Source organism: Noviherbaspirillum aridicola (assembly GCF_019656455.1).
Taxonomy (GTDB): Bacteria; Pseudomonadota; Gammaproteobacteria; order Burkholderiales; family Burkholderiaceae_D; genus Noviherbaspirillum; species Noviherbaspirillum aridicola.
The window spans coordinates 35,433-56,164 of sequence record NZ_BPMK01000012.1; the positions used below are offsets into that span (position 1 = coordinate 35,433).

General features: G+C 66.6%; 21 protein-coding genes. 10 read left to right on the plus strand and 11 right to left on the minus strand.

The window, feature by feature from the left end:
* Positions 1-144: 144 nt before the first annotated feature.
* From NCCP691_RS14065 to NCCP691_RS14080, 4 genes are all read right to left on the minus strand, one after another.
* Positions 145-717, minus strand: coding sequence for a diguanylate cyclase (locus NCCP691_RS14065; protein WP_220809174.1), 573 nt, complete (start codon positions 715-717; stop codon positions 145-147).
* Positions 718-813: 96 nt separating this feature from the next.
* A complete protein-coding gene (locus NCCP691_RS14070) occupies positions 814-2,862 on the minus strand; it encodes a PAS domain-containing hybrid sensor histidine kinase/response regulator (protein WP_220809175.1) in 2,049 nt (682 codons plus the stop codon).
* Positions 2,863-2,886: 24 nt separating this feature from the next.
* Positions 2,887-5,109 (minus strand): hybrid sensor histidine kinase/response regulator, encoded by a 2,223-nt coding sequence (locus NCCP691_RS14075; protein WP_220809176.1) that lies wholly within the window; start codon positions 5,107-5,109, stop codon positions 2,887-2,889.
* Between the two features lie 85 nt (positions 5,110-5,194).
* A complete protein-coding gene (locus NCCP691_RS14080) occupies positions 5,195-5,629 on the minus strand; it encodes a hotdog fold thioesterase (protein ID WP_220809177.1) in 435 nt (144 codons plus the stop codon).
* A gap of 208 nt (positions 5,630-5,837) precedes the next feature.
* On the opposite strand from NCCP691_RS14080, the gene NCCP691_RS14085 reads away from it, so the two are divergent.
* From NCCP691_RS14085 to NCCP691_RS14120, 8 genes are all read left to right on the plus strand, one after another.
* Positions 5,838-6,794, plus strand: coding sequence for a hypothetical protein (locus NCCP691_RS14085; protein WP_220809178.1), 957 nt, complete (start codon positions 5,838-5,840; stop codon positions 6,792-6,794).
* 267 nt (positions 6,795-7,061) lie between these two features.
* Positions 7,062-8,354 (plus strand): TrkH family potassium uptake protein, encoded by a 1,293-nt coding sequence (locus NCCP691_RS14090; protein ID WP_238482442.1) that lies wholly within the window; start codon positions 7,062-7,064, stop codon positions 8,352-8,354.
* Complete coding sequence (locus NCCP691_RS14095; RefSeq protein ID WP_238482443.1) at positions 8,344-9,042, plus strand: potassium channel family protein; 699 nt, start codon at positions 8,344-8,346, stop codon at positions 9,040-9,042. Before NCCP691_RS14090 ends, NCCP691_RS14095 begins: the two co-directional genes overlap by 11 nt.
* Before the next feature lie 84 nt (positions 9,043-9,126).
* The gene (bluB, locus tag NCCP691_RS14100) at positions 9,127-9,795 is read left to right on the plus strand and encodes a 5,6-dimethylbenzimidazole synthase (protein WP_220809180.1); all 669 of its coding nucleotides are present in this window, start codon (positions 9,127-9,129) and stop codon (positions 9,793-9,795) included.
* A gap of 106 nt (positions 9,796-9,901) precedes the next feature.
* Complete coding sequence (locus NCCP691_RS14105) at positions 9,902-10,306, plus strand: GFA family protein (RefSeq protein WP_220809181.1); 405 nt, start codon at positions 9,902-9,904, stop codon at positions 10,304-10,306.
* Positions 10,307-10,500: 194 nt separating this feature from the next.
* Positions 10,501-10,926, plus strand: coding sequence for a hypothetical protein (locus tag NCCP691_RS14110; protein WP_220809182.1), 426 nt, complete (start codon positions 10,501-10,503; stop codon positions 10,924-10,926).
* Between the two features lie 65 nt (positions 10,927-10,991).
* Positions 10,992-11,438 (plus strand): YaiI/YqxD family protein, encoded by a 447-nt coding sequence (locus tag NCCP691_RS14115; protein ID WP_220809183.1) that lies wholly within the window; start codon positions 10,992-10,994, stop codon positions 11,436-11,438.
* Between the two features lie 106 nt (positions 11,439-11,544).
* Complete coding sequence (locus tag NCCP691_RS14120; protein ID WP_220809184.1) at positions 11,545-11,934, plus strand: hypothetical protein; 390 nt, start codon at positions 11,545-11,547, stop codon at positions 11,932-11,934.
* A gap of 74 nt (positions 11,935-12,008) precedes the next feature.
* Here NCCP691_RS14120 and NCCP691_RS14125 read toward each other — a convergent pair whose 3' ends face one another.
* The 3 genes from NCCP691_RS14125 to gdhA all read right to left on the minus strand — a co-directional run bounded on the left by NCCP691_RS14125 (position 12,009) and on the right by gdhA (position 15,134).
* Positions 12,009-12,290, minus strand: coding sequence for a hypothetical protein (locus NCCP691_RS14125; protein ID WP_238482444.1), 282 nt, complete (start codon positions 12,288-12,290; stop codon positions 12,009-12,011).
* Between the two features lie 88 nt (positions 12,291-12,378).
* Positions 12,379-13,521, minus strand: a complete 1,143-nt coding sequence (locus NCCP691_RS14130) for a YsnF/AvaK domain-containing protein (protein ID WP_238482445.1) — start codon at positions 13,519-13,521, stop codon at positions 12,379-12,381.
* A gap of 269 nt (positions 13,522-13,790) precedes the next feature.
* Positions 13,791-15,134 carry an NADP-specific glutamate dehydrogenase gene (gene gdhA, locus NCCP691_RS14135; protein ID WP_220809186.1) on the minus strand — a complete coding sequence of 448 codons (1,344 nt, stop codon included), beginning with the start codon at positions 15,132-15,134 and terminating at the stop codon, positions 13,791-13,793.
* Between the two features lie 301 nt (positions 15,135-15,435).
* On the opposite strand from gdhA, the gene NCCP691_RS14140 reads away from it, so the two are divergent.
* Positions 15,436-15,777 carry a BON domain-containing protein gene (locus tag NCCP691_RS14140; RefSeq protein WP_220809187.1) on the plus strand — a complete coding sequence of 114 codons (342 nt, stop codon included), beginning with the start codon at positions 15,436-15,438 and terminating at the stop codon, positions 15,775-15,777.
* A gap of 70 nt (positions 15,778-15,847) precedes the next feature.
* Here NCCP691_RS14140 and NCCP691_RS14145 read toward each other — a convergent pair whose 3' ends face one another.
* A complete protein-coding gene (locus tag NCCP691_RS14145) occupies positions 15,848-16,387 on the minus strand; it encodes a DUF924 family protein (protein WP_220809188.1) in 540 nt (179 codons plus the stop codon).
* Between the two features lie 79 nt (positions 16,388-16,466).
* Positions 16,467-17,384: a ZIP family metal transporter gene (locus NCCP691_RS14150; protein ID WP_238482446.1), complete on the minus strand. Its 918-nt coding sequence runs from the start codon at positions 17,382-17,384 to the stop codon at positions 16,467-16,469.
* Positions 17,385-17,547: 163 nt separating this feature from the next.
* Here NCCP691_RS14150 and NCCP691_RS14155 point away from each other — a divergent pair, with 163 nt between their 5' ends.
* Positions 17,548-17,799 carry a GlsB/YeaQ/YmgE family stress response membrane protein gene (locus NCCP691_RS14155; protein ID WP_220809189.1) on the plus strand — a complete coding sequence of 84 codons (252 nt, stop codon included), beginning with the start codon at positions 17,548-17,550 and terminating at the stop codon, positions 17,797-17,799.
* A 30-nt stretch (positions 17,800-17,829) separates the two neighbouring features.
* Here NCCP691_RS14155 and NCCP691_RS14160 read toward each other — a convergent pair whose 3' ends face one another.
* Both NCCP691_RS14160 and NCCP691_RS14165 read right to left on the minus strand, forming a co-directional pair.
* Complete coding sequence (locus NCCP691_RS14160) at positions 17,830-19,275, minus strand: GTPase/DUF3482 domain-containing protein (RefSeq protein WP_220809190.1); 1,446 nt, start codon at positions 19,273-19,275, stop codon at positions 17,830-17,832.
* Positions 19,268-20,653, minus strand: coding sequence for a DUF2868 domain-containing protein (locus NCCP691_RS14165; protein WP_220809191.1), 1,386 nt, complete (start codon positions 20,651-20,653; stop codon positions 19,268-19,270). Before NCCP691_RS14165 ends, NCCP691_RS14160 begins: the two co-directional genes overlap by 8 nt.
* Positions 20,654-20,732 lie beyond the last annotated feature (79 nt).

Below are 20,732 nucleotides of genomic sequence, written 5' to 3' on the forward strand. Positions count from 1 at the left end.
AGTCCGGTTTTAAGCTAGCGCAAGTGGCGATGAGACTGCTTCGCATTTGCGTGACAGGCCTGCGATTCTCGCCCCCCTGTCACGGCCCCGCATTGACAAATAGCATTTTGTCTACGACAAGCGCCCGGCTGTCGCGGCCGCGCATCATTGCGCCGTATCAAGCGGGGGAACGCCGTGGCGGTCGCGCCAGCAGCGCCACAGCTCCTCGGTGTAGGGGATGCCGATCAGGAGCACGCCGGCGACGATGACGGTCCAGACATAGGCCGCGGGCAGCGGATCGCGCTTCCACTCGAATACGAATCGCGCTTCCCCGCTCAGCGTGAGCAGCGCCCGGAACTGGTCCCAGTGCAGCACCGCCACCAGGGTCAGCAGGATCAGCGGCAGCAGCTCCTGGTAGCTGTGGACGATCTGTTCGCCCGGCGCGATGGTGCGCCGGCTCGACGCGTAGCGCAGGTCCCAGAGCACGGTGGCCTCATGCAGCAGAAAGCCGGCGATCATCAGCGCCAGCAGCAAGGCGTTGATTTCAAGGAACAGGCCGGCGAGCAGCGGGAGGCCAACCTCGGCCAGCATCAGCTGATGCAGCACGGCTTCCTTCAGGCCTGCGTTGTGGCTGATCCCGGTGCGGCGGTGAAACAGCCAGTCGCCGAAGCCGGCGAGCAGCCACAGCGGAATGAAGACATAGAGGATGGCGTTGGTGATCAGCACATGCGCGGACATGACGGTATGACGGCGCCGCGCCGCGAGGATTCCCCTTGCACGCGAAGCGCGGCCCGCGACCGGACCGCGGGGAACAGCCCCGGCCGCGCCCGATCGCTAGCGTCTGGCGCCGAGCAGCGCGAACAGGCGGTCCATGTCGAGCGGCTTGACCAGATGGTGGTCGAAACCCGCTTCCCGCGCCCGGTCGCGGTCCTGCTCCTGGTCATACCCGGTCAGGGCGACAAGCAGGGCGGACTGTGTCCGCGGCATCGCGCGCAGGCGCCGCGCCAGCGCGAAGCCGTCGATGTCGGGCAGGCCGATGTCGAGTATGAAAACCTGCGGCGGATCGTTCGCTGCGCGCGCCAGCGCGTCGGCGCCGTTGTGGCTGACGACGACGCGGTGCCCATGCACTTCCAGCAGCGCGGCGAGGGTGTGGGCGGCGTCCTGGTTGTCGTCGACCACCATCAGATGCAGCGGACCGGCAGCCGGCGGTGCCCGGTGTTCGTCCCGGGTGCCGGTCGCCGCATCCGCCGGCAGCGGGATCGTCACGGCGAACAGGCTGCCCCGGCCCAGCCCTTCGCTGTGCGCCTCGACGCTGCCGCCGTGCAGCGTCATGATGTGCTTGACCAGGGCCAGGCCGAGGCCGAGACCGCCCTGAGCGCGGTCCGGCGTGCGTTCGGCCTGGGTGAAGAGTTCGAAGATGCGCGGCAGCAGCGTGGGCTCGATGCCGATGCCGTTGTCCCGCACGCTCAGCCGCGCGCGATCGCGCAGGACGTCGAGCGACAGGGTGATCTCGCCACCCTGCGGCGTGTACTTGGCGGCGTTGTTGAGCAGGTTGGCGACCACCTGGATCATGCGCGTGCGGTCGCCGCGCGCGATCGCCGGCTGGCCGTCCATCCGTGTCTTGAGCACGTGGTGGCGGCCTTCGATCAGCGGCCGCGACTGCTCGATGGCGGCGGCCACGACCTGCTTGAGGTCGAATTCATCGTTGTCGAGCGTCACCAGCCCGCGCGTCACGCGGGACACGTCGAGCAGATCGTCCACCAGCTCGGTCATGTGCCGGACCTGGCGCCCGATGATCTCGCTCGCCTGACGCACCCGTCTTTCGTCGCCGGCCGATATCTTCAGCAGCTGGGCGGCGGTGCTGATCGGCGCCAGCGGATTGCGCAGCTCGTGCGCCAGCATCGCCAGGAATTCATTCTTGCGCCTGCCGCTGCTCCGGAGCTCCTCTTCCGCCAGCCGCTGGTCATGGATATCGCAGCAGGTGCCCATCCAGCGCGCGACATGGCCGCGTTCGTCGCATAGGGGCAGCGCCCGCGCCAGCACCCAGCGGTAGTCGCCCTCGCGGTCGCGCAGCCGATACTGGGCCTCGAAGGATTCGCCGGCATCCACGCTGCGCCGCCAGGTCTCGAGGACATGCTGGCGGTCGTCGGGGTGGATGGCGTCGAGCCAGCCGTCGCCGAGCGCCGCCTGCGGCGGCATGCCGGTGCTTGCCTGCCACTGACGGCTGTAATACTCATGGCTGCCGTCGGCGCGGGCCGACCACACGATCAGCGGCAACGCATCGGCCATCTCGCGCCATCGCGCCTCGCCGGCATGCAGCGCTGTCTCCGCCCGCTTCTGCGCCTCGATCTCGCGCATGCTGGCGATCGCATGCAAGGGCCGGCCGCGGCTATCGCTGACGACGCTGGCGTCGATGTTTACCCAGAGCACCGACCCATCCTTGCACAGGCAGCGCTTGTCGAGGCCGTGGTGGCGCGTCTCCCCGCTCATCAGCTGCCGCAGGGCCCTGTCCACCCGGTCCCGATCCTCCGGATGGGTGATGTCGGCCACTCGCAATGCGCGCAGTTCTTCCAGGCTGTAGCCGATGTGGCTGCAGAACCAGGCATTGGCGCCGAGGATGCGCCCCCCGCCATCGATCATGCAGATACCGGTCGGCACCTGGTCGAACAGGGCAAGCGCCTGCGCGCCGAGCACCGGACTCGGGTCGGGAGCCGGCGATGCGGCGGCGTGTTCGTTGCGAGGAGCCATCTGTCGGGAGATGCGGACGCGGCTGTCGCCGCCGTCGAAGCGTGGAAGCCCGAGGCGTAGCAGGAAGCATGCCGCGTAGTCCGCCGCCAGCGCGCGCCGAAATCCGAAGGCGACGCGTGCAAGCGCTGCACGCATCTTGCAAAAAATGCGCGCGTCGGGTCAGGCCTCGCTGGCCAGCGGGCGGGCGCGATCGAGCAGCGCGCAGGCGGTGTCGAGCTTCTGGCGGGTCAGCGGCTTGACCATGTGCAAATCGAAGCCGGCATCGCTGCTGCGGGCGCGGTCCTCCGGCGAGCCGTAACCGGTCAGGGCCACCAGGACGATGCCGGCCAGCTCGGGCCGGGCCCGGATAGCGCGCGCAAGCGCGTAGCCGTCGGTGCCCGGCATGCCGATGTCGATCAGCGCCAGATCGGGACGCTCCGCCAGCGCGAGCCGGATCGCGTCTTCCGCGTCGACGGCCGCGCGCGGGCGGTGACCGTCGTTTTCCAGCATGGCGAGGGTCATGTCGCGCGCATCCGCGTGGTCATCGACCAGGAGCACGCTGCAGCTGGGCGCCGGCCGGCGGGTCTCGCCGGCAACCGGCTGGTGTGCCGCCGCCAGCGGCAGGCGCAGGGTGAAGCTGCTGCCCGCATCGGCGCCGTCGCTGCGGCATTCGACGTCGCCATCGTGCAGCCGCGCCAGCCGGCGCGCCAGGGCGAGGCCGATGCCCAGGCCGCCTTGCGAGCGGTCGAGCGAGCGTTCGCCCTGCACGAAGACTTCGAAGATCCGGGCCTGCAGTTCGGCCGGGATGCCGACTCCGCTGTCCTGCACGCAGAGCAGCGCGTTCACGCCTTCTGCACGCACCTCGACGCGGATGCTGCCGCCGGCCGGCGTGTACTTGACGGCATTGTCGAGAAGATTGTTGACCACCTGCTCGATGCGCACCGGATCGGCCTGCACCCAGACGGGCCTGAGCGCCGACAGCGTGACGACGTGGCGTTCCGCGCGCCCGGTCGACTTGAGCGTGGCGACGCAGCCGCTGACGGTGGCAGCGAGATCCAGCGGCTGCCTGTCGAGGATGACCTTGCCCGACATGACGCGGCTGACATCGAGCAGGTCGTCGACCATGCGTTCCAGGTGGCGCACCTGCCGGGCCAGGATGGTCCGTGCGCCCTCTCCGCGCGCGCCGCCGCCGTCGATGCCCAGCACCTCGACGGCGCTGGTGATGGCCGCCAGCGGGTTGCGCAGTTCATGCCCGAGCATGGCCAGGAACTGATCCTTGGCACCGTTCTGACGCTCGGCCTCGCGGCGCGCCTGCTGTTCGCTTTCCAGCAGCGCATTGCGTTCCGCCTCGGCTGCCCGGCGCTGCGACTTTTCCAGCGCCAGCATGCGGCCGGATTCCTGCAGCGTGCGATGCAAGGCATCGATCTCGGCGACACCGGAACGGGCGGGCGGCTCCGGCAGGTCGCCGCGGCCGAGGGTGGCGGCGCTGCGCACGGCGCCCTGCACCGAGCGCGACACCCGGCGCCCGATCAGCCATGCGGCGATGGTAGCGGCGACGATGGCGGCGAGCAGCCCGAGGCCGGAGATCAGCGCCGCCTGGTTGACCACGCTGTCGATCTCGCTGACCGGCGCGCCGACGGCGATGGTCCAGCCGGAAAGCGGGGAATGCACGAATACGTCGTACACCTCGACCTCGCCGCGGATGACATGACGCAGCACGCCGCTGTAGCCGCTGCGGATCGCCTGCCGCGTATCTTCGCGGGCCGGCTTGCCCACATACTGTTCCGCGCCGTGGCTGCGCGCCAGCGTGATGCCGTCGCGGTCGAACAGCGCCACCACCCAGCTGCCGGGAATACTGCGCTCAATGAAGGTATTGTTGATGTGCTCGGGCAGGATGGCGTGCGACAGCACGAACCTGCGGTCGCCCAGCCTGACCGGCATTTCCACCAGCAGCACGTTGCGCTGCACGTTCTCGGCCCAGGCAAGGCTGGAGATATGAAAACGGTCTTCCTGCAGTATGCGTCCGAACTGCTCGACATTGACCCCGCGGGGAGGCAGCTCCATGCCCCAGGGCACGCGGGTATTGGCCAGCTGGCGCCCCTGATCGTCGTACAGGATGGTCCATCCCGGCATGCCCTTCATCGCCGCCGTCGCCTTCTGGTGAAAGCGTTCGAGGTCGCCCTCGGCCAGGGATTGCGACACGGCCAGCACGCGCAGGGCGGTCTGCACCTCGACCAGTTCGCGCTCGACCAGCAGCGACGCGGCGCGCGCGGTCTCCTGCAGGGATGCGAGCGCGGCTTCGCGGTGCCGCTCCCTCACCTTGTTCAGTGCGATCGCGGACACGATGACCATCGGCGCAAGCGCCGCGACGACCAGCTGGGTGAGATGGGCACGTAATCGCATGGTTTCCTTGCTGCCGGCGCGGACGCGGCCGGCGAAATGATCCCCGGCCGCCCGCCGGGACCACGCGATTATGCCTGATTTGCAATTATTCCGATGCCTGTCTGGCAACGACCGCCATGGTCAGTCGGGAGATGCAGACCATGCGGCCGGCGTCATCGACGATGCGGATATCCCAGACCTGGGTGGCGCGGCCGATATGGAAGGGGCGCGCGGTGGCGGTGACCCAGCCGCCGGTCGCCGGGCGCAGATGGTTGGCGTTGATGTCCAGGCCCACGCAATAGCTGCGCTCCGGATCCACGCACATGTTGGCGGCCATGCTGCCCACGGTTTCCGCAAGCAGCACCGACGCGCCCCCGTGCAATATGCCGTAAGGCTGGACCGTGCGCGCGTCGACCGGCATGCGGGCGATGAGCGAATCCTCCCCGACCGCGGTGACTTCGATGCCGAGGCTGGCGGCGGCGGTGTTGTGGTTGGCGGCCATCAGCTGCTCGATGGTTTTTGCTGCTTTCCAGATTGCCATTGCGTCTCCTTGTTTTTCAGTGTGCGCCGCGATTGTCCCATGGGGTGGAAAGATGCGGGTTGCGGACTCCGCCGACCGGCGGTACCTGTTCGCGCCCCATCAATCAGGAGCGCAGTGCCCTTTTTGCTGATATTCTCGACATTATTGTCCCGCAGAAACTCTCGCGATGTCGCTATTAAGCTCTCTCGGTCTCAAACCACGCGCGGTGGTGAATGACAATCGTGCGCAGCCGATCGGCGCGCGCCTCCTGGCGAAGGTGGAAAAGGGTGCGTACCACGAGGCCGAGCAGTATCTCGCGGGCGCGACGGACGAGAACCGCGAGCGACTGATCTACGGCTTTGCCTGCCATGAGGGTGCAGTGCCCGCCGCGTCGCGATGGGCACAGGCGGCGTCCGGGTCTTCACTCGCCCATACCGTGCTCGGGGCCAGCCTCATCATCAGCGGCTGGAAGATCCGTGGCGACAGTTATGCGGAACACGTCGATGCCGACGCATGGCGGCCCTTCCTCGAAAGCCTGGGCAGGGCGGAAGAACCCTTGCTCATCGCGGCCGATCTGGACAAGACCTCCGCCGATCCCCTCGCCTGGCTGATACATGCGGAGGTCGGCGGCGATGGAGACAGGAAGAAACTCGAACACCTCTTTCTGGCCGCCACGTCGCGGTCCCCGCTGCACTGGCCGGCGCATTACAAGTATTTCGCCGCCACCACGGAGAAATGGGGCGGAAGCCATCAGGAGATGTTCCGGTTCGCGCGGACGGCGTCCGGCCGGGCGCCCGGCGGCCACCTGATCCACTGCCTGGTCCCGGCGGCGTATTGCGAGTATCGGCTGGCGACAGGGGAAGACGCCCGAAAGACGATACGCACCAGACGCTGCGCACAGGAAGTGGCGGCGGCCCTGCATGCATGGGCCGACGCGACGCCAGACACCCTCGCGGAAAAACTTTCCTCGATCGCCGGAGGCTTTTCCGACTACGGCCTGAACCACTTCGCGGTCGCATGCTACTTGTGCGGCGCGGACAAGGAGGCACGGGATGTGGTCGCGGCCTTGCGGGACGAAATCGAGACCGTCCCCTGGGCCTGGATTTCAGACGGCATCAGAGAGCGGGCCAACCCGGGTTTCATTCACGACAGGGTGAAACGCGAGCTTGACGCCAGCGTCGGCTGAACGGCCGGACCACGTGTCGTTTCACAAGGGCGCGCGGAGCAAGGACAGGGGCATCGCTGCGCGGCGCTCGTTCCTCGGTCACTACTGCACCGATAAAACAGAACGTGCAAGTTGATCCCGCCCGAGCAGCCGCGCGGCCGCCGCCCCTCACTGCAGGCACGCATCTGGCAGAACGGAAATTTTTCTTATCGAAGAGTAGAATCGCTTCTTTGGTAAGAAGAACGCATTACTGTGCGAAAGATACTTCATCCGGCTCGGGCGGTCGCCTTGAGCTTCTTGCTCGCGATAGTTGCCGGAACCATCCTTCTGATGCTTCCAGCCTCCCGCGCCGATGGACTAGCAGCCCCGTGGCTGACCGCATTCTTCACCTCGGTGTCCGCTGTCTGTGTAACCGGCCTGGCCACCGTCGATACGGGCACCTATTGGTCGACCTTTGGCCAAGCCGTCATTATGGTGCTATTCCAGATCGGCGGCTTTGGAATGATGACTGCGGCGACCTTGCTGGGCTTGATGGTAAACCGCTCCCCCAGGCTGCGCACCAGGCTGGTTACGCAGGTCGAGACACATTCCCTTGGATTGGGTGATGTCGCACAAGTCGCCAGGCTCGTACTTGTCGTGACCTTTACGTGTGAAATCCTGATAGCGATCGTACTGACACTGAGGCTGCATCTCGCTTACGGACTGAACTGGGGCGACGCCGCGTGGAGCGGACTCTTCCATGCCGTGTCCGCGTTCAATAATGCAGGATTCTCCATTCATGCGGATAGTCTCGTCCGGTATGCGCAAGACGCCCTGATCCTGCTACCGGTCATGATTGCGATCCTCATCGGAGGAATCGGCTTTCCCGTGCTGCAGGACCTGAGACTCAAATTTCGCGATCCCCGCCATTGGTCCCTGCACACCAAGCTGACTCTCCTCGGGACAGGCATCTTATTGGTTGCGGGATTTGTCGCGGTGCTCGCCTTCGAGTCGGCCAATCCGAAGACCTTGGGCGCGATGACAATGCCGGAGAAAATACTCAACGCCGCTTTCGCGTCTGTCTCCGCCCGGACCGCCGGTTTCAACACCGTCGACTTTGGCGCGCTGACGAGGGATACGTGGGCTGCCCATTATCTCCTCATGTTCATCGGCGGGGGCAGCGCCGGAACGGCAGGGGGCGTCAAGGTGGGCACCGCTGTCATCCTGGTCATGCTGGTGCTCGCGGAGATCAGAGGCCATACCGACAGCGAAGCCTTCGGGCGGCGTATTGGCGCATCCGCGCACAGGCAGGCCATAACCGTGCTCGTCCTTGGCAGCGCCATGATCGTACTCGGCACAATGATCCTGCTACGCGTTTCCGATTTTCCAACCGACCGCATCATCTTCGAAGTCATTTCGGCATTCGGCACGGTCGGACTGTCCACTGGCATTACCGCGGACCTGCCACCGGCAGGTCAACTGACACTGACCGCCCTGATGTATCTCGGCAGGGTGGGAACCATCACACTTGCCACGTCGCTGGTCCTCGCGGAGCGGCGCATGCCCTATCGTTATCCCGAGGAGCATCCAATTGTTGGGTAGAATTTTCACTGAACAGTTCGCCTTTTCCAAGGGCGACAGCGTTGTCGTCATTGGACTTGGCCGTTTCGGCGGGACGGTCGCGCAATCGTTGATGCGGCTGGGGCACGATGTGATGGGAATCGATCGCAACGCCGACCTGGTACAAGTCTGGGCAGACAAACTGACGCACGCGGTGCAGGCAGACTCGACCAATGAAGCAGTCATGCTGCAGCTCGGTGTTGCCGACTTTACTCATGCGATTGTCGGCATCGGCTCCGACCTCGCGTCCAGCCTCATGACGCTCATGGTGCTTACCGAACTGGGTATCAAGGATATCTGGGTCAAGGCAATGACCCAGGAACACGGACAGATCGCCCAGCGCATCGGCGCCCACCATGTCGTCTATCCTGAAGCGGATATGGGAGCACGCGTAGCGCACCTTATCACCGGTCGGATGATGGATTTCATCGAGTTTGAGGACGGCTTCGCGATCGCAAAGATCCACGCACCGCAACTCACCCATAACCTGCGCCTTTCCGAGTCACACGTTCGTGAGCGGTTCGGGGTGACGGTGGTCGGCGTCAAACGAGCCAATAAGGACTTCCAGCACGCGACACCGGACACCTTCATTCTTCCCGCCGATCTGCTGATCGTGTCGGGGCCGACAAGGAAAATCGAATCATTCGCCGCACAGTTCAGGAAATCGTAAGCCAGCGGGCTTGACCGGTCCAACGTATACAGACCGCATCCCGGGCTTCGGTCTCCCCACCAGCGTTTCCACTGCATCGAGAAAATGGACAAGCACAAGTTTCAGCAGCAAGAGATTCAGGGCGTGTACCGGGCGATCCGCGAACGGAGAGACATGCGGCATTTTTCACCCGACCCGCTCGAGCCCGGCCAGCTCGATCGCTTCATCGAGGCCGCGCATATGGCGCCGAGCGTCGGATACATGCAGCCCTGGCGCTTCATCCGCATCACTTCCGGCGACCTGCGCCGGAAGCTTCACGCCCATGTGAACGACGAGCGTGCCCTGACCGCCGCCGCACTCGGCGAGCGTTCGGACGAGTTCATGCGGCTCAAGGTGGAAGGCATACTTTCATGCGCGGAAGTGCTCGTCGTGGGCCTGATGGACAAGCGCGAAGCGCATGTTTTCGGACGCCGCACGATGCCGGAGATGGACCTCGCCTCCGCGTCCTGCGCGATCCAGAATCTCTGGCTTGCGGCGCGCGCGGAAGGCATAGGCGTCGGCTGGGTATCGATGTTCGATCCCGCGGTCCTTCGCGGCCTGTGCGGAATGCCCGAGGGGAGCCAGCCGATTGCCATCCTCTGCATCGGACATGTCGAAGCCTTCTATCCCGCGCCGATGCTCGAAATCGAAAAATGGGATCAGCGCCGCGCCGTCGACACTATCGTGTTTGAAAACAGCTGGGGCGAGGTGCGCCAGCTGCCAGTGCAAGGCTAGCGCCGCACCGCACCGCCCCCGCCGCGCAGGCCGCGGTTGCCGCCTTCCCGATGTCGTGCCAAGATCACTTTTCCGGATCGACCACGCTGATGAGAGGAGGAAAGAGATGAACGGTCATTGCCTGTGCGGAGCGGTGAGTTTCACTTCTCCTGACGCAAGGGAAATCGGCGCCTGCCATTGCGGCTTCTGCCGCCGATGGGGTGGCGGGCCATTGCTCGCCGTTCACTGCGGGCCGGATGTGCAGTTCAGCGGCGCCGAGCAGATCACGACCTATGCGTCCTCGGAATGGGCGGAGCGGGCGTTCTGCAAGCGATGCGGAACGCATCTCTACTACAAGTTCCTCGCGACCGGGGAGTACTTCATTCCCGCGGGCGCCTTCGATTCGACCGATCTGGAAATGACGAGCCAGATCTACGTCGACAAGAAGCCGCCGTACTACGACTTCGCCAATCAGACGCCGATGCTCACCGAGCAAGAGGTCATCGAGCAGTACGCGCCTCCGCAGGACTAGGCAAGGCGGGACCTCCGCGTCGATCAGCATCCGGAGTAGCGCGCCGGTTTCATCGCGCGGCCGGTCTCCCGGGGCGCGCACCGCTGCGCCCGGCTGAACGCGAGCCCCTTCGTCCCCGCGGGATATGCCACAGCGGACTTCCCGATCCGGCTACAATTCCGTGGATGTTCATTTCGCGAAGCGGCGTTTCATTCATGGAAGTTATCAGGGTACTTTCCGCCACGGTTCCCGAGGCATTGCCTGTCCTGGGCGAAGCGTATCCGGCCCCGGAATTTGACTACACCGCGGTTCTGACGCTGAGCGAAGCCGTGGCCATGCTGGACCGGCCGTTTGATCTGATCGCCTGCAGCGTTCATTTCAATGACGGGCAGTTCTACGATTTTCTGCGAATGACCAAGGCGCATCCGGTCGCGAGGGACACGCCGTTCCTGGTGCATTTCACCGGCATGGAAAGCAAGCGCCACTATGTTTCCCAGAGCGTCGAAATCGCCTCCAGGGCGCTGGGGGCGTCCGACATCATTCCCATCTACCAGTGGCGCAGCGAACTCGGGAACGAAGCCGCCTTCAGGAAGTACCAGGACGTCGTGCGCAAATGGGTCGGCCGGCGAGCGTCCGCATGATCGGGAACGATCTCGTCCGCCCGCGCCGGCCTGGCGCGCAGCCTGCCGGTTTCATCTGATCCGCCATGCACATCTGGGTCGACGCCGACGCCTGCCCCGCCGTCATCAGGGACATTCTCTTTCGGCTGGCCGAACGCCGCCAGCTCGAAGTCACACTCGTGGCCAACCAGCTGATCCGCGTGCCGGGCTCGCGCTTCATTCGCGCGCTCCAGGTGCCGAAAGGCGCGGACGCGGCGGACGCCGAAATCCTCGCGCGCGTCCAGCCCGGCGATATCGTGGTGACCGGTGATATTCCCCTGGCGTCCCTGGTGCTGGAGAAGGGCGGCCTGCCGCTCAATCCGCGCGGCGAGTGGTACACCCGGGACACGATCGCGCAGCAGCTGACGATGCGGGCTTTCATGGAAGAGTTGCGCGGCAGCGGCGTGGATACCGGCGGACCGGCGGCCTTCAGCCATGCCGACCGCCAGCGATTCGCCAATGCACTCGACCGTGAACTGGCGCGGTCTCGCTAAGCTGGCAGCTGCCGTGTACGGCAGCGTACATTGATTGACGCACGTCAACTTTCAGCTGTCGCCGTTCGGAATAATGCCTGCTTTGAAAATGGGTAGCGAAAGTCGCATGCAGAGTCAGTTCTGGGTCGGTCTCGTCGGCGGGATCATCATTATTCGGACCAGAGGGTTGTCGACGGTGACCTCCGTGCTTGATCGCCATGCGCGGGCGCTGCAGCTCGCCAAGGAATCCGGCAGCCGAAGCATTCTCTTTGATTTCCTGGAGGCGGAAGCGCCGACCTACGAAGTGAAGGAAGTGCAGAAAGGACTGAATGCGGAGCTGCAGGCCCGGGGCTTCCGCGTCGCGGTAGTGGTCCCGAACCCGCAGCTGGCGTATCACGGGCGCATGACTTTCGGCGACGACAACCATCGCATCGTCTACGAGGACCTGGCCGCGGCGACCCGATGGCTGTCCGGACACGCGGAACCCGCCGCCCAGGACAGCGGCGCCGTCGGCTGAAGCGGGCGGGATAACCGGCGATCGAGTGCCCCGGCCCCGCCGAGGTTCAGTGATGATTGCCGCGGCGACGGCGGTCATTCCTTCTTCTGCGCTTCCTGGGCCGTGCCTTCGAGTTTCTCTCCGCCCTGCCTGACTGCCTCACCCGTCTTCTCGCCGGCCGACTGAAGTGCCTGCCCCGTCTTTTCCCCTGCCTTGTTCAGCGCGTCCCCTGCCTTGGAGGTCGCGGCGTCGACCTGGGCGCCGGCCTTTTCCGCAGGCCCTTTCTCCGCTGACGCTTCGTCCCTTTTCTGGCAGGCGCTCAGCCCCGCGAGCAGGCTCAATGCGGCAAGCCCGATGACAAACTTTTCTCTCAACATCATCATCTCCGATCAAAAAGAAAACGGCCCGCAGGCCGTTCAAGGTCATGCAAAAGCACTGTTTCGCCGGGCGGACGCCCGGCCCGCCTCAGTGGCCACGCCTGCCCGTCACGCGCTCGGTGCCATAGCGGACCGCATCCTTCACCTTCTCCCAGGCGCTGCCCGGGTGATTCGCTTCCCAGTCACTGCGCAGCTGCGGCTCGACCTCCGACCACTGGTGGTTGCGGTAGCGGTCCGACCCGGCCGCCGTCGTGCCGTAGCGGTAGGCGGCATCGTAGTCTTCATAGCGGCCGCCGGATGTGCCGTAAGTGGATTGCCAGTGACGCCGGAATTCCGCATCGTCCCTGCCGGATGACATGCCGCCGCCGGCCAGGTTTTCCACCTCGACGTCGGTGCGGCGCACGGTATCGTCGATCCGCTCGGTCCGCTGCTCGACTTCCTTGCCGATCACGACTTCCTCGACGACGCGCGCGGTCTTGGAGACGACCGCTTCCTCGTCGGTCTCGCGAACCTCGAACGATGCCTCCTTGAATTCCGCCTGTCCGGCGGGCCGGTCGACCGCCTGGCGTCCCACATGGATATGCTCGTCACGCAGCTGCACGGATTCGCTCACCGGGATTTCCCGGATGCGCTTGATGATCCTGATTCCGCCGCGCTGCACTTCCCGCCTGCCGACCTTCAGCTCTTCCTCTATCACCGGGATGCGGGCCTGCTCCGCGGGCGCGGCCGTCGCCCTGTTCGACGCATAAGTGCTGCGTTCCCGTGCGATGTCTTCCGCGGTGTAGCGCGGAGCGCTCTCGTCGTAACCTGCCCAGCCCTGCCGGCGCCAGTGGCTGACCCGCTCGTCGATGTCGACCGGATGGAAGCGGTTGAGGGTGGAGACCACGCGGTCCGCCTCGCTTTCGTCCCGGATATCAATGGTCAGAATGTAGCTGCCCCGGCGCACCGACTCCTGGTAGATGTGCCGGTGCTCGTCATGCTCGTCGCCGCCGAACAGCGACCGGAAGAAGCCGCGGATTCCGCCCTCGCCGCCCGACTCGCTACTCGTCGTTGCGGCGTCGGATGACGTGCCGGTGCTTTCGGTTTCCGGCTGCAATTGCATGTCGGTACGGGCAATGCCGTCCGCCGCCAGGGCCTGGAGCGCATTCTGCGCATCCTGGTAATTGTCGTACACGGCCACCACGGTATCGTCGCCGCTGGTGCCGATGGAGCGACCTCTCGGATTCGTCATGCCACATCTCCTTGGGTATTCATGCCTGTCCGTATCGTCGGCGGCACGAAGTGTTTAAGAACGCGTAGCAGGTAGGAGGCGGGTGGGCGCGACTGGTTCCGGTCGAAGACGTCTCAGACTGTTACGGGCGCGCCCGGGGCCGGGCAAAGGTGAGCAGGCGTATCGGAAGAAGGGCCGGCGGCGGGCACCGGCCACGGAGGGATGGGCGGGGGCGCGTCAGCGCGACACCGCGGCGGGATGGAAGCCGCCGGTCGCCGCGGCCCGTCCCGTCAGATCACGCCCTGCGCCAGCATGGCGTCGGCGACCTTGACGAAGCCGGCGATGTTGGCGCCGTCGATATAGCTGACGCTGCCGTCCGCGCGCTTGCCGTATTGCAGGCAGGCCGCGTGTATGCCCTGCATGATCTGCAGCAGGCGGGCGTCGACTTCTTCGCGCGGCCAGGACATGCGTTCGGCGTTCTGGCTCATCTCGAGACCGGATGTGGCGACGCCGCCGGCGTTGCTTGCCTTGCCCGGCGCATACAGGACGCCGGCGGCTTCGAAAGCCTTCGCCGCTTCGATGGTCGAGGGCATGTTGGCGCCTTCGGCCACGCAGACCACGCCGTTGCGGATGAGGGTGGCGGCATCGTCGGCGTCGAGTTCGTTCTGCGTGGCGCAGGGCAATGCCACGTCGACCGGCACGTGCCACGGGCGCTTGTCCGCCTCGAAGCGGGCGCCGACGCGCGCGGCATAGTCGCTCACGCGACCGTAAAGATGGTTCTTCACATCCATCAGCACGGCCAGCTTTTCCGGCGTGAAGCCTTCCTCATCGATCACGGTGCCGCTCGAATCGGATACGGTGACGACCCTGGCGCCGAGGCTCATCGCCTTCTCCACCGCGTACTGCGCCACGTTGCCCGAACCGGAGACGCTGACGCGCAGGCCGTCGAACGTACGCCCGCGCGTCTTGAGCATTTCGTCGGCGAAGTAGACGGTGCCGTAGCCGGTGGCTTCCGGGCGGATGAGGGAGCCGCCGAAGCTGAGGCCCTTTCCGGTGAACACGCAGTCGGCGCGGTTGCTGAGTTTCTTCATCATGCCCGTCATGAAGCCGACCTCGCGGCCGCCGACGCCGATGTCGCCCGCCGGCACGTCGGTATCGGCGCCGATGTGACGGAACAGTTCACTGACGAAGGCCTGGCAGAAGCGCATCACTTCGCCGGGCGTCCTGCCCTTCGGATCGAAATCCGCCCCGCCCTTGCCGCCGCCCATGGGCAGGGTGGTGAGCGCGTTCTTGAAGGTCTGCTCGAATGCCAGGAACTTGAGCACGGAGAGGTTGACCGAGGGATGGAAGCGGATGCCGCCCTTGTAGGGCCCGATGGCCATGCTGTGCTGGATGCGGTAGCCGCGGTTGACTTGCACCTGGCCGCGGTCGTCGACCCAGGAGACGCGGAACATCACGATCCGCTCCGGTTCGACCAGGCGGTCGAGCAGGCCGTGTTCCGCATATTTCGGATGCTCGGCGATGAACGGCCACAGGCTTTCCATCACTTCGGTGACCGCCTGCAGAAACTCCGGCTGGCCGGGATTGCGGGACGCGACGTACTCGAGGAACTGGTGTACTGAGCTGTACTTCATGAAAATCCCCAATCTGGTGCAAAAGCAGATCTTAGGCGCTTTTGCCTGACTAGCAAAGTCTGAGCAGGCGCACGCTGCGGGGTTCCCGGCGACCCCGCGCCTGCCGGCCTGCCTTCACGCATCGCGCGATCGCCCGGGACCGGGTGCAGGCTCGCGCCGCCCTCTTTGCGACAAGCCTGAGCTGGCGCAGAAGCGGGGGCCGGGCGGTGCCGACACGGATTCCGGATTTTCATGGACAATGACGGAGTTCCGCGGCAATGGTCCGCGGAAAAAAAAGCACCGTGAAAACAAGGAGAACGACATGAAGACAACGAAATTGCTGGGCCTGCTGCTTTCCGCCGCCGTCCTCGCCGGCTGCGCCGGCATGGGCGGCAAGTCCGACACCGCGCCGGCCGCCGGCCAGGGCGCGGCCGCCGCGCCCTCGGGCGATGCCGCCATCACCCAGAACGTGAAGAACGCGCTGGCCGCCGATCCGGAAACCGCCGGCGCCAACGTCAGCGTCGACACCACCCAGGGCAAGGTCAGGCTCAAGGGCGAGGTCAAGTCGGTCGCCGCCTTCCTGAAGGCGCCGGGCATCGTCAAGAAAGTCCCTGGCGTGGTCGAGGTCGACAACCAGCTGATCGTCTGCACCACCTGCAAGTAAGCCTGCCGCGGGCGGCGTCCGCCGCCCGCTTTCATTCCTTCACCCTCATCCCTTCATTCCGGGCCCTGCCTCAGAAAGACGAGCCGGGCTGTTTCAGGAACGCGATTTCCTCTTCCGTCGATTGCCGGCCGAGCACCGCATTACGGTGCGGATAACGGCCGAAGCGGTCGATGATGGCCTTGTGCCGCAGTTCGAAATTGAAATTGTCTTCCGGCGCCCAGGCGCGATAGAGCGCTTCTGCCTGCACATGGATCAGGCGCGACTCGCTGTGCATGTAGGGCAGCAGCAGAAAGCTGCGCTCGACCGGCGAGAGGACGTCGAGCGCGCCGCCGGCCACCGCCTCCTGCGCGAGGACCAGCGCGATGCCGTCCCGGGCGAAGGCGCGCGGCGTATTGCGGTGGATGTTGCGGGAGAACTGGTCGAGCACGATGATTTCCGCCAGGCGTCCGCGGGCGTCGGCGCGCCAGGCATGGAGCTCGCCGCGCGCGGCCTGTTCCAGCAGGGCGCCGAAGCGGCCGGCGACCTGCGCGTCGAAGGCGGGATCGGCGGCCCACCACTGCCGGGGCTTGATTTCGTCGAACCAGAACGCGAGAACATCCTTGCTTGTCATCGGGCTTCCCTTTCTGCATGGTGAAGCGGCCGCGGCCGCGCGATACCCGAGTCTACGTCAGGGCGCGGCAGACTGCTCCTCAGGCCAGCGCGGTGTCGAGCAGCATCATCAGCACGAAGCCGAGCATCAGGCCCCAGGTGGCCGAGGGCTCGTGTCCCCTGCGGTGCGACTCGGGGATGACTTCATGGCTGATCACGTAAATCATGGCGCCCGCGGCGAATGCCAGTCCCCAGGGCAGCAGCACCGCCGACATGCCGATCACCATCGCGCCGAAGGCCGCGCCCGCCGGTTCCAGCAGGCCGGAAGCGGCGCCGAGTGCGGCGGATGCAAGCCGGCTGTAGCCCACCCCGCGCAGGGAGAGCGCGACCACCAGTCCTTCCGGAATGTTCTGCAGGCCGATGCCGGTGGCGAGCGCATGCGCGCTGACCAGGTTGGGCCCGCCGAAGGCCACGCCGATGGCGAGGCCCTCGGGCAGGTTGTGCAGGGCGATGGCGCCCACGAACAGCCATGCGCGCCTGAGCCGGCGCGCGTGCCAGCCCTCCTGGCCCTTGATGAAATGCTCGTGCGGCAGCAGGCGGTCGAACAGGAACAGCAGCGCGCCGCCGGCGAGGATGCCGAGGCCGACGATGCCGCCCGCCTGCCAGGCATTCATCTCCCGCGCCTCGGCCGCTTCGATGCCGGGCAGGATCAGCGAGAACGAACTCGCGGCGAGCATCACGCCGGCGCCGAAACCGAGCAGGGCATCCTGCAGGCGCTGCGAGAAGCCGCGCGCGAACAGCACGGGCAGGGTCCCGAGCAGCGTCGACAGGGCCGTCAGGCAGCCGGCCTGGAACGCCCATCCCGCGCGGGCATCGACGCCGCGCAGAAAGCGCAATGTCGCCAGCAACAGGAAGACGAGCATCGCGAAGCCGGCGGCGGCGAGCAGCCAGCGCTGCCAGGAGATTTCCTCTGCGGTGCCAATCGTTGAAAATTTTCCCTGCGCAAGCTGATCGTCCATGCGGTTCCGCCCGTGAGTCTGTCAATGCGAGCGGTGATGCGCTGCGCGTCCCGCATCCGCACCGCAACACCTGTGCCAGCTTGCGAAGCGGGAATGGAAAACCGTGGCCCGCATCTTGCTGATGATCCCTTTTGTCTCCTTCAACATTATTCGAGAGGAAATTATGGGAATTATCTGGACCATCCTGATCGGTTTCATCGTCGGCCTGCTTGCACGGGCAATCATGCCTGGCAGGGACCCCGGCGGCTTCATCATCACCACGGTGATCGGCATTGCGGGCTCGCTTCTCGCGACGTTCCTGGGACGCACGCTCGGCTGGTACCAGGTGGGCGAGTCGGCCGGCTTCATCGCGGCGCTGATCGGCGCGATCATCCTGCTGGCCCTCTACCGGATGGTCAGAAGGAAGAGCTACTGAGCCGCGGCCGCGGCGCGCCGCAGGTAAATTTCACACGGGCGTGCCGGGATTCCACTGCCGGGCGCCATGCGCACCGGCGGCGCCCGGGGACGCCAGCGCATCGGCGAGTTCCCGTGCCGCGGGCTGCAGGGCGGCCGCCAGCGCGACCCGCCTGCGGTCGGTGCGGCGCAGCTCGCCGGGCGGCAGCGCCAGCGCGCGGGCGGGCTGCAATGCCACCATCAGCTTCTTCAGCCGTGTCTCGATCGCCTTGTCGGCGGCGGCCGGACTGATCCTGCCCTGGGCCGCATGGCCGCGGCGTTCGAGCGCGGCCTGCAGTCCGAACAGCTGGCCCGCCGCCACCCACAGCACTTCATTTTCCAGGCTCAGCTCGAGGATGCCGCGCGCCCTGTTGGCAAGCTTGCGTCCGAGCGCGCCGAAACCCTGGCTGGCGACGCCGCCGGCCGCCGCGCCGATGCTCATGCCCGCGCCGAGCGACAGCCCGCCCAGCGCGACATCGGCCGCCAGTCCCAGCGCCGCGCCGATGGCGGCGCCGGCGCCGAGCTTCTTCGTGGCGTCCTGCAGCACGCCGGGATTGAACAGATCGTCTTCCCAGCGGCCGCCGGTCCATGGCAGCAGCGCTTCGTCGACCTCGTCGCGCTGGAAGCCGTAGATCAGCAGCAGATCCGCGACGGCGCGACGCATCCGCTGCAGCGCGGCCTCGCGCAGTTCCGCGACCAGCCGCTGCCTCGCGGTCTCGCCGGCCGCATCATCCTTTTGCATCTCGCGCCGCAGCGCGGCCAGGTCGACCAGGGCTTCCATGATCACGCGGCAGGCGGAATCGCGCCGCTCGACGATCTGCTGCCGGATGTCGTCCCATATCGCGGTCAGTTCGCCGCCGCGCGCGGGCAGCAGGAAAACCAGGGCGCGGTAAAGCGCCTCCTCGGCGCCGGTCGCGGGCGCCACCGCATCGAAGGCCACCGAGCCGTGCAGCTTGTGCTCGGGCAGCACATGCTGCCATTCGCCGAGCCGGCTGCGCGCGTCGGCGGCGAAGTTCAGCACCGGCAGGATGGGACGGCCGCAGGAGCTGAGTATGTCCATCTCGGCGCGGTATTTCGGCAGCACGGCCTCGCGCGTGTCGAGCACGTAGAGCGCGGCGTCGATATCGAGCAGGGTGCGCAATACCTTGGCCTCCTGCTCGAACACGCCGCCGGCCTCGGGGCCGGCGAGGAAGCGGCGGATCCGGTCCGGGGGACTGAGGTGGGCGCCGAGTCCGTGCAGGTATTCCAGCAGCGCGACCGAGTCTTCCAGGCCGGGCGTGTCGAAGAAACGGATCGCGTCGCCGCCCTCGCCGCGCAGATCGCCCGCTTCCACATGGCGGGTGGTGCCGGGACGGTCCGATACCTCGCCGAAGGAAGCGAGCCGCATCAGGGTCCGCAGCAGGGAAGTCTTGCCTGCATTGGTGTGGCCGACGACGGCGATGCGCAGCGGCTTATTCATCGCGTCCCTCCAGCCAGGCCGCGGCGGCGCATGCATCGTCGAAGGTCCGCAGGTTTCCCATCCCGCTGTCGGCCAGCCATGCGCGCCAGCGGTTCGCACAGGCGTCGTCGCCGCCGCGCACCGGCAGCAGCAACAGGGACGCCGCGCCGCCGCTTGCCCGTGCCTCGCGCAGGAACCGCGCGGCGCCGCGGTCGGGCGACGCCGCCTGGTCGAAGACGAAGAGGATGCGGCCCGGCCGCTGCGCCTGCAACGCGAGCAGCGCTTCCCTGCGCTGGTCGCCCGAACCGGAGACATTGATGCTCAGCCGGGGCGCCGGCGCGATGCCCGGCGGCGGCCAAGGGCATTCCGGCGGGAGTTCGAATCCGACCAGTGCGAGCGCGCGTCCATCGGCGGCCGCGCGCATGTCCTCATCGGCGGATGCCGCGGGCGCATGCCGCTCGGGGTCGATCACGGCGCTGCGGCCGATGTCGTCCATCCGTGCGAGCAGCTTGCGGTAATACGGGTCGCCGAAATCGAGCGCGAGCCGCCGCCGGCGCCGCGCCGTCACCGCCGCGCATAACAGCGTCAGCAGCAGTCGCGGAAGCAGGCCGTAGACGAAGGTGCAGCCGATCAGCCACCAGGCGAGCGAGCGCTGGACACCGGCGGTGTCGGCCGCGAGCGCGGCCGCGTCCGGCACGGGGAAACCGAGCAGGCGCGGCAGCAGGCCGGTGGCCTCGATGAAGCCGACGAAGAACTCGCTGCTCTGTATCGTGGTTTCCCAGGTGAGACGGTATTCGCGGAACGAGAACATGAGCCAAAGCCCGGCCAGGGCGAGCACGAAGGCGATGCTCCAGACCGCATGGCTGGCGAGGCCGAACAGCCAGGGCAGGAGCCTGGCGCGATCGAGCAGCGCCAGCGCGGCCGGCGGCAACCGGGAACGATAAGCGCTTGCGCCGGCGCCGGACGCGCGCCACGAGGCGATGCGCAACAGCAGATTGCCGAGCGAAAGCCGCGACAGCGCCGCGGCGCCGGCCAGCAGGCCGAGCAGCCAGAGCGCCAGTGTCAGGAAGTGCATGCCGAGGGCGGTCAGGAAGGCGAGCATCACGTTGATCGTGCGGCCGCCGCCGAGCAGGCCCTGGAGCAGGCCGTAGCCGGCGAGGAAGACGAGCAGGCCGAGGCCGGCCCAGGCGATGACGGCGCGCGTGCGCCATGCCTGCAGATCCCGCCACAGTCCGAGCCGGTCCGCGAGCAGAGCCGCCCGTGCCAGCAGGCGCTGCTCGCGGCCGCCGTCCATCGCGGCGGCGCGGCGGGTGGCCTCGTCATCGTCGAGCGGGGCGTCCGCTTCGACGAGCCTGACGGTTTCTGCGATGAGCAAGGCGTCCAGCCGGTTGGGATTCACGGGTTTCGCGGGGATGGGATGCTGTCGGGGCGGGGACAAGGTGCGGGTCATTATAACTATTTGTCATGTGCCCGCCCTT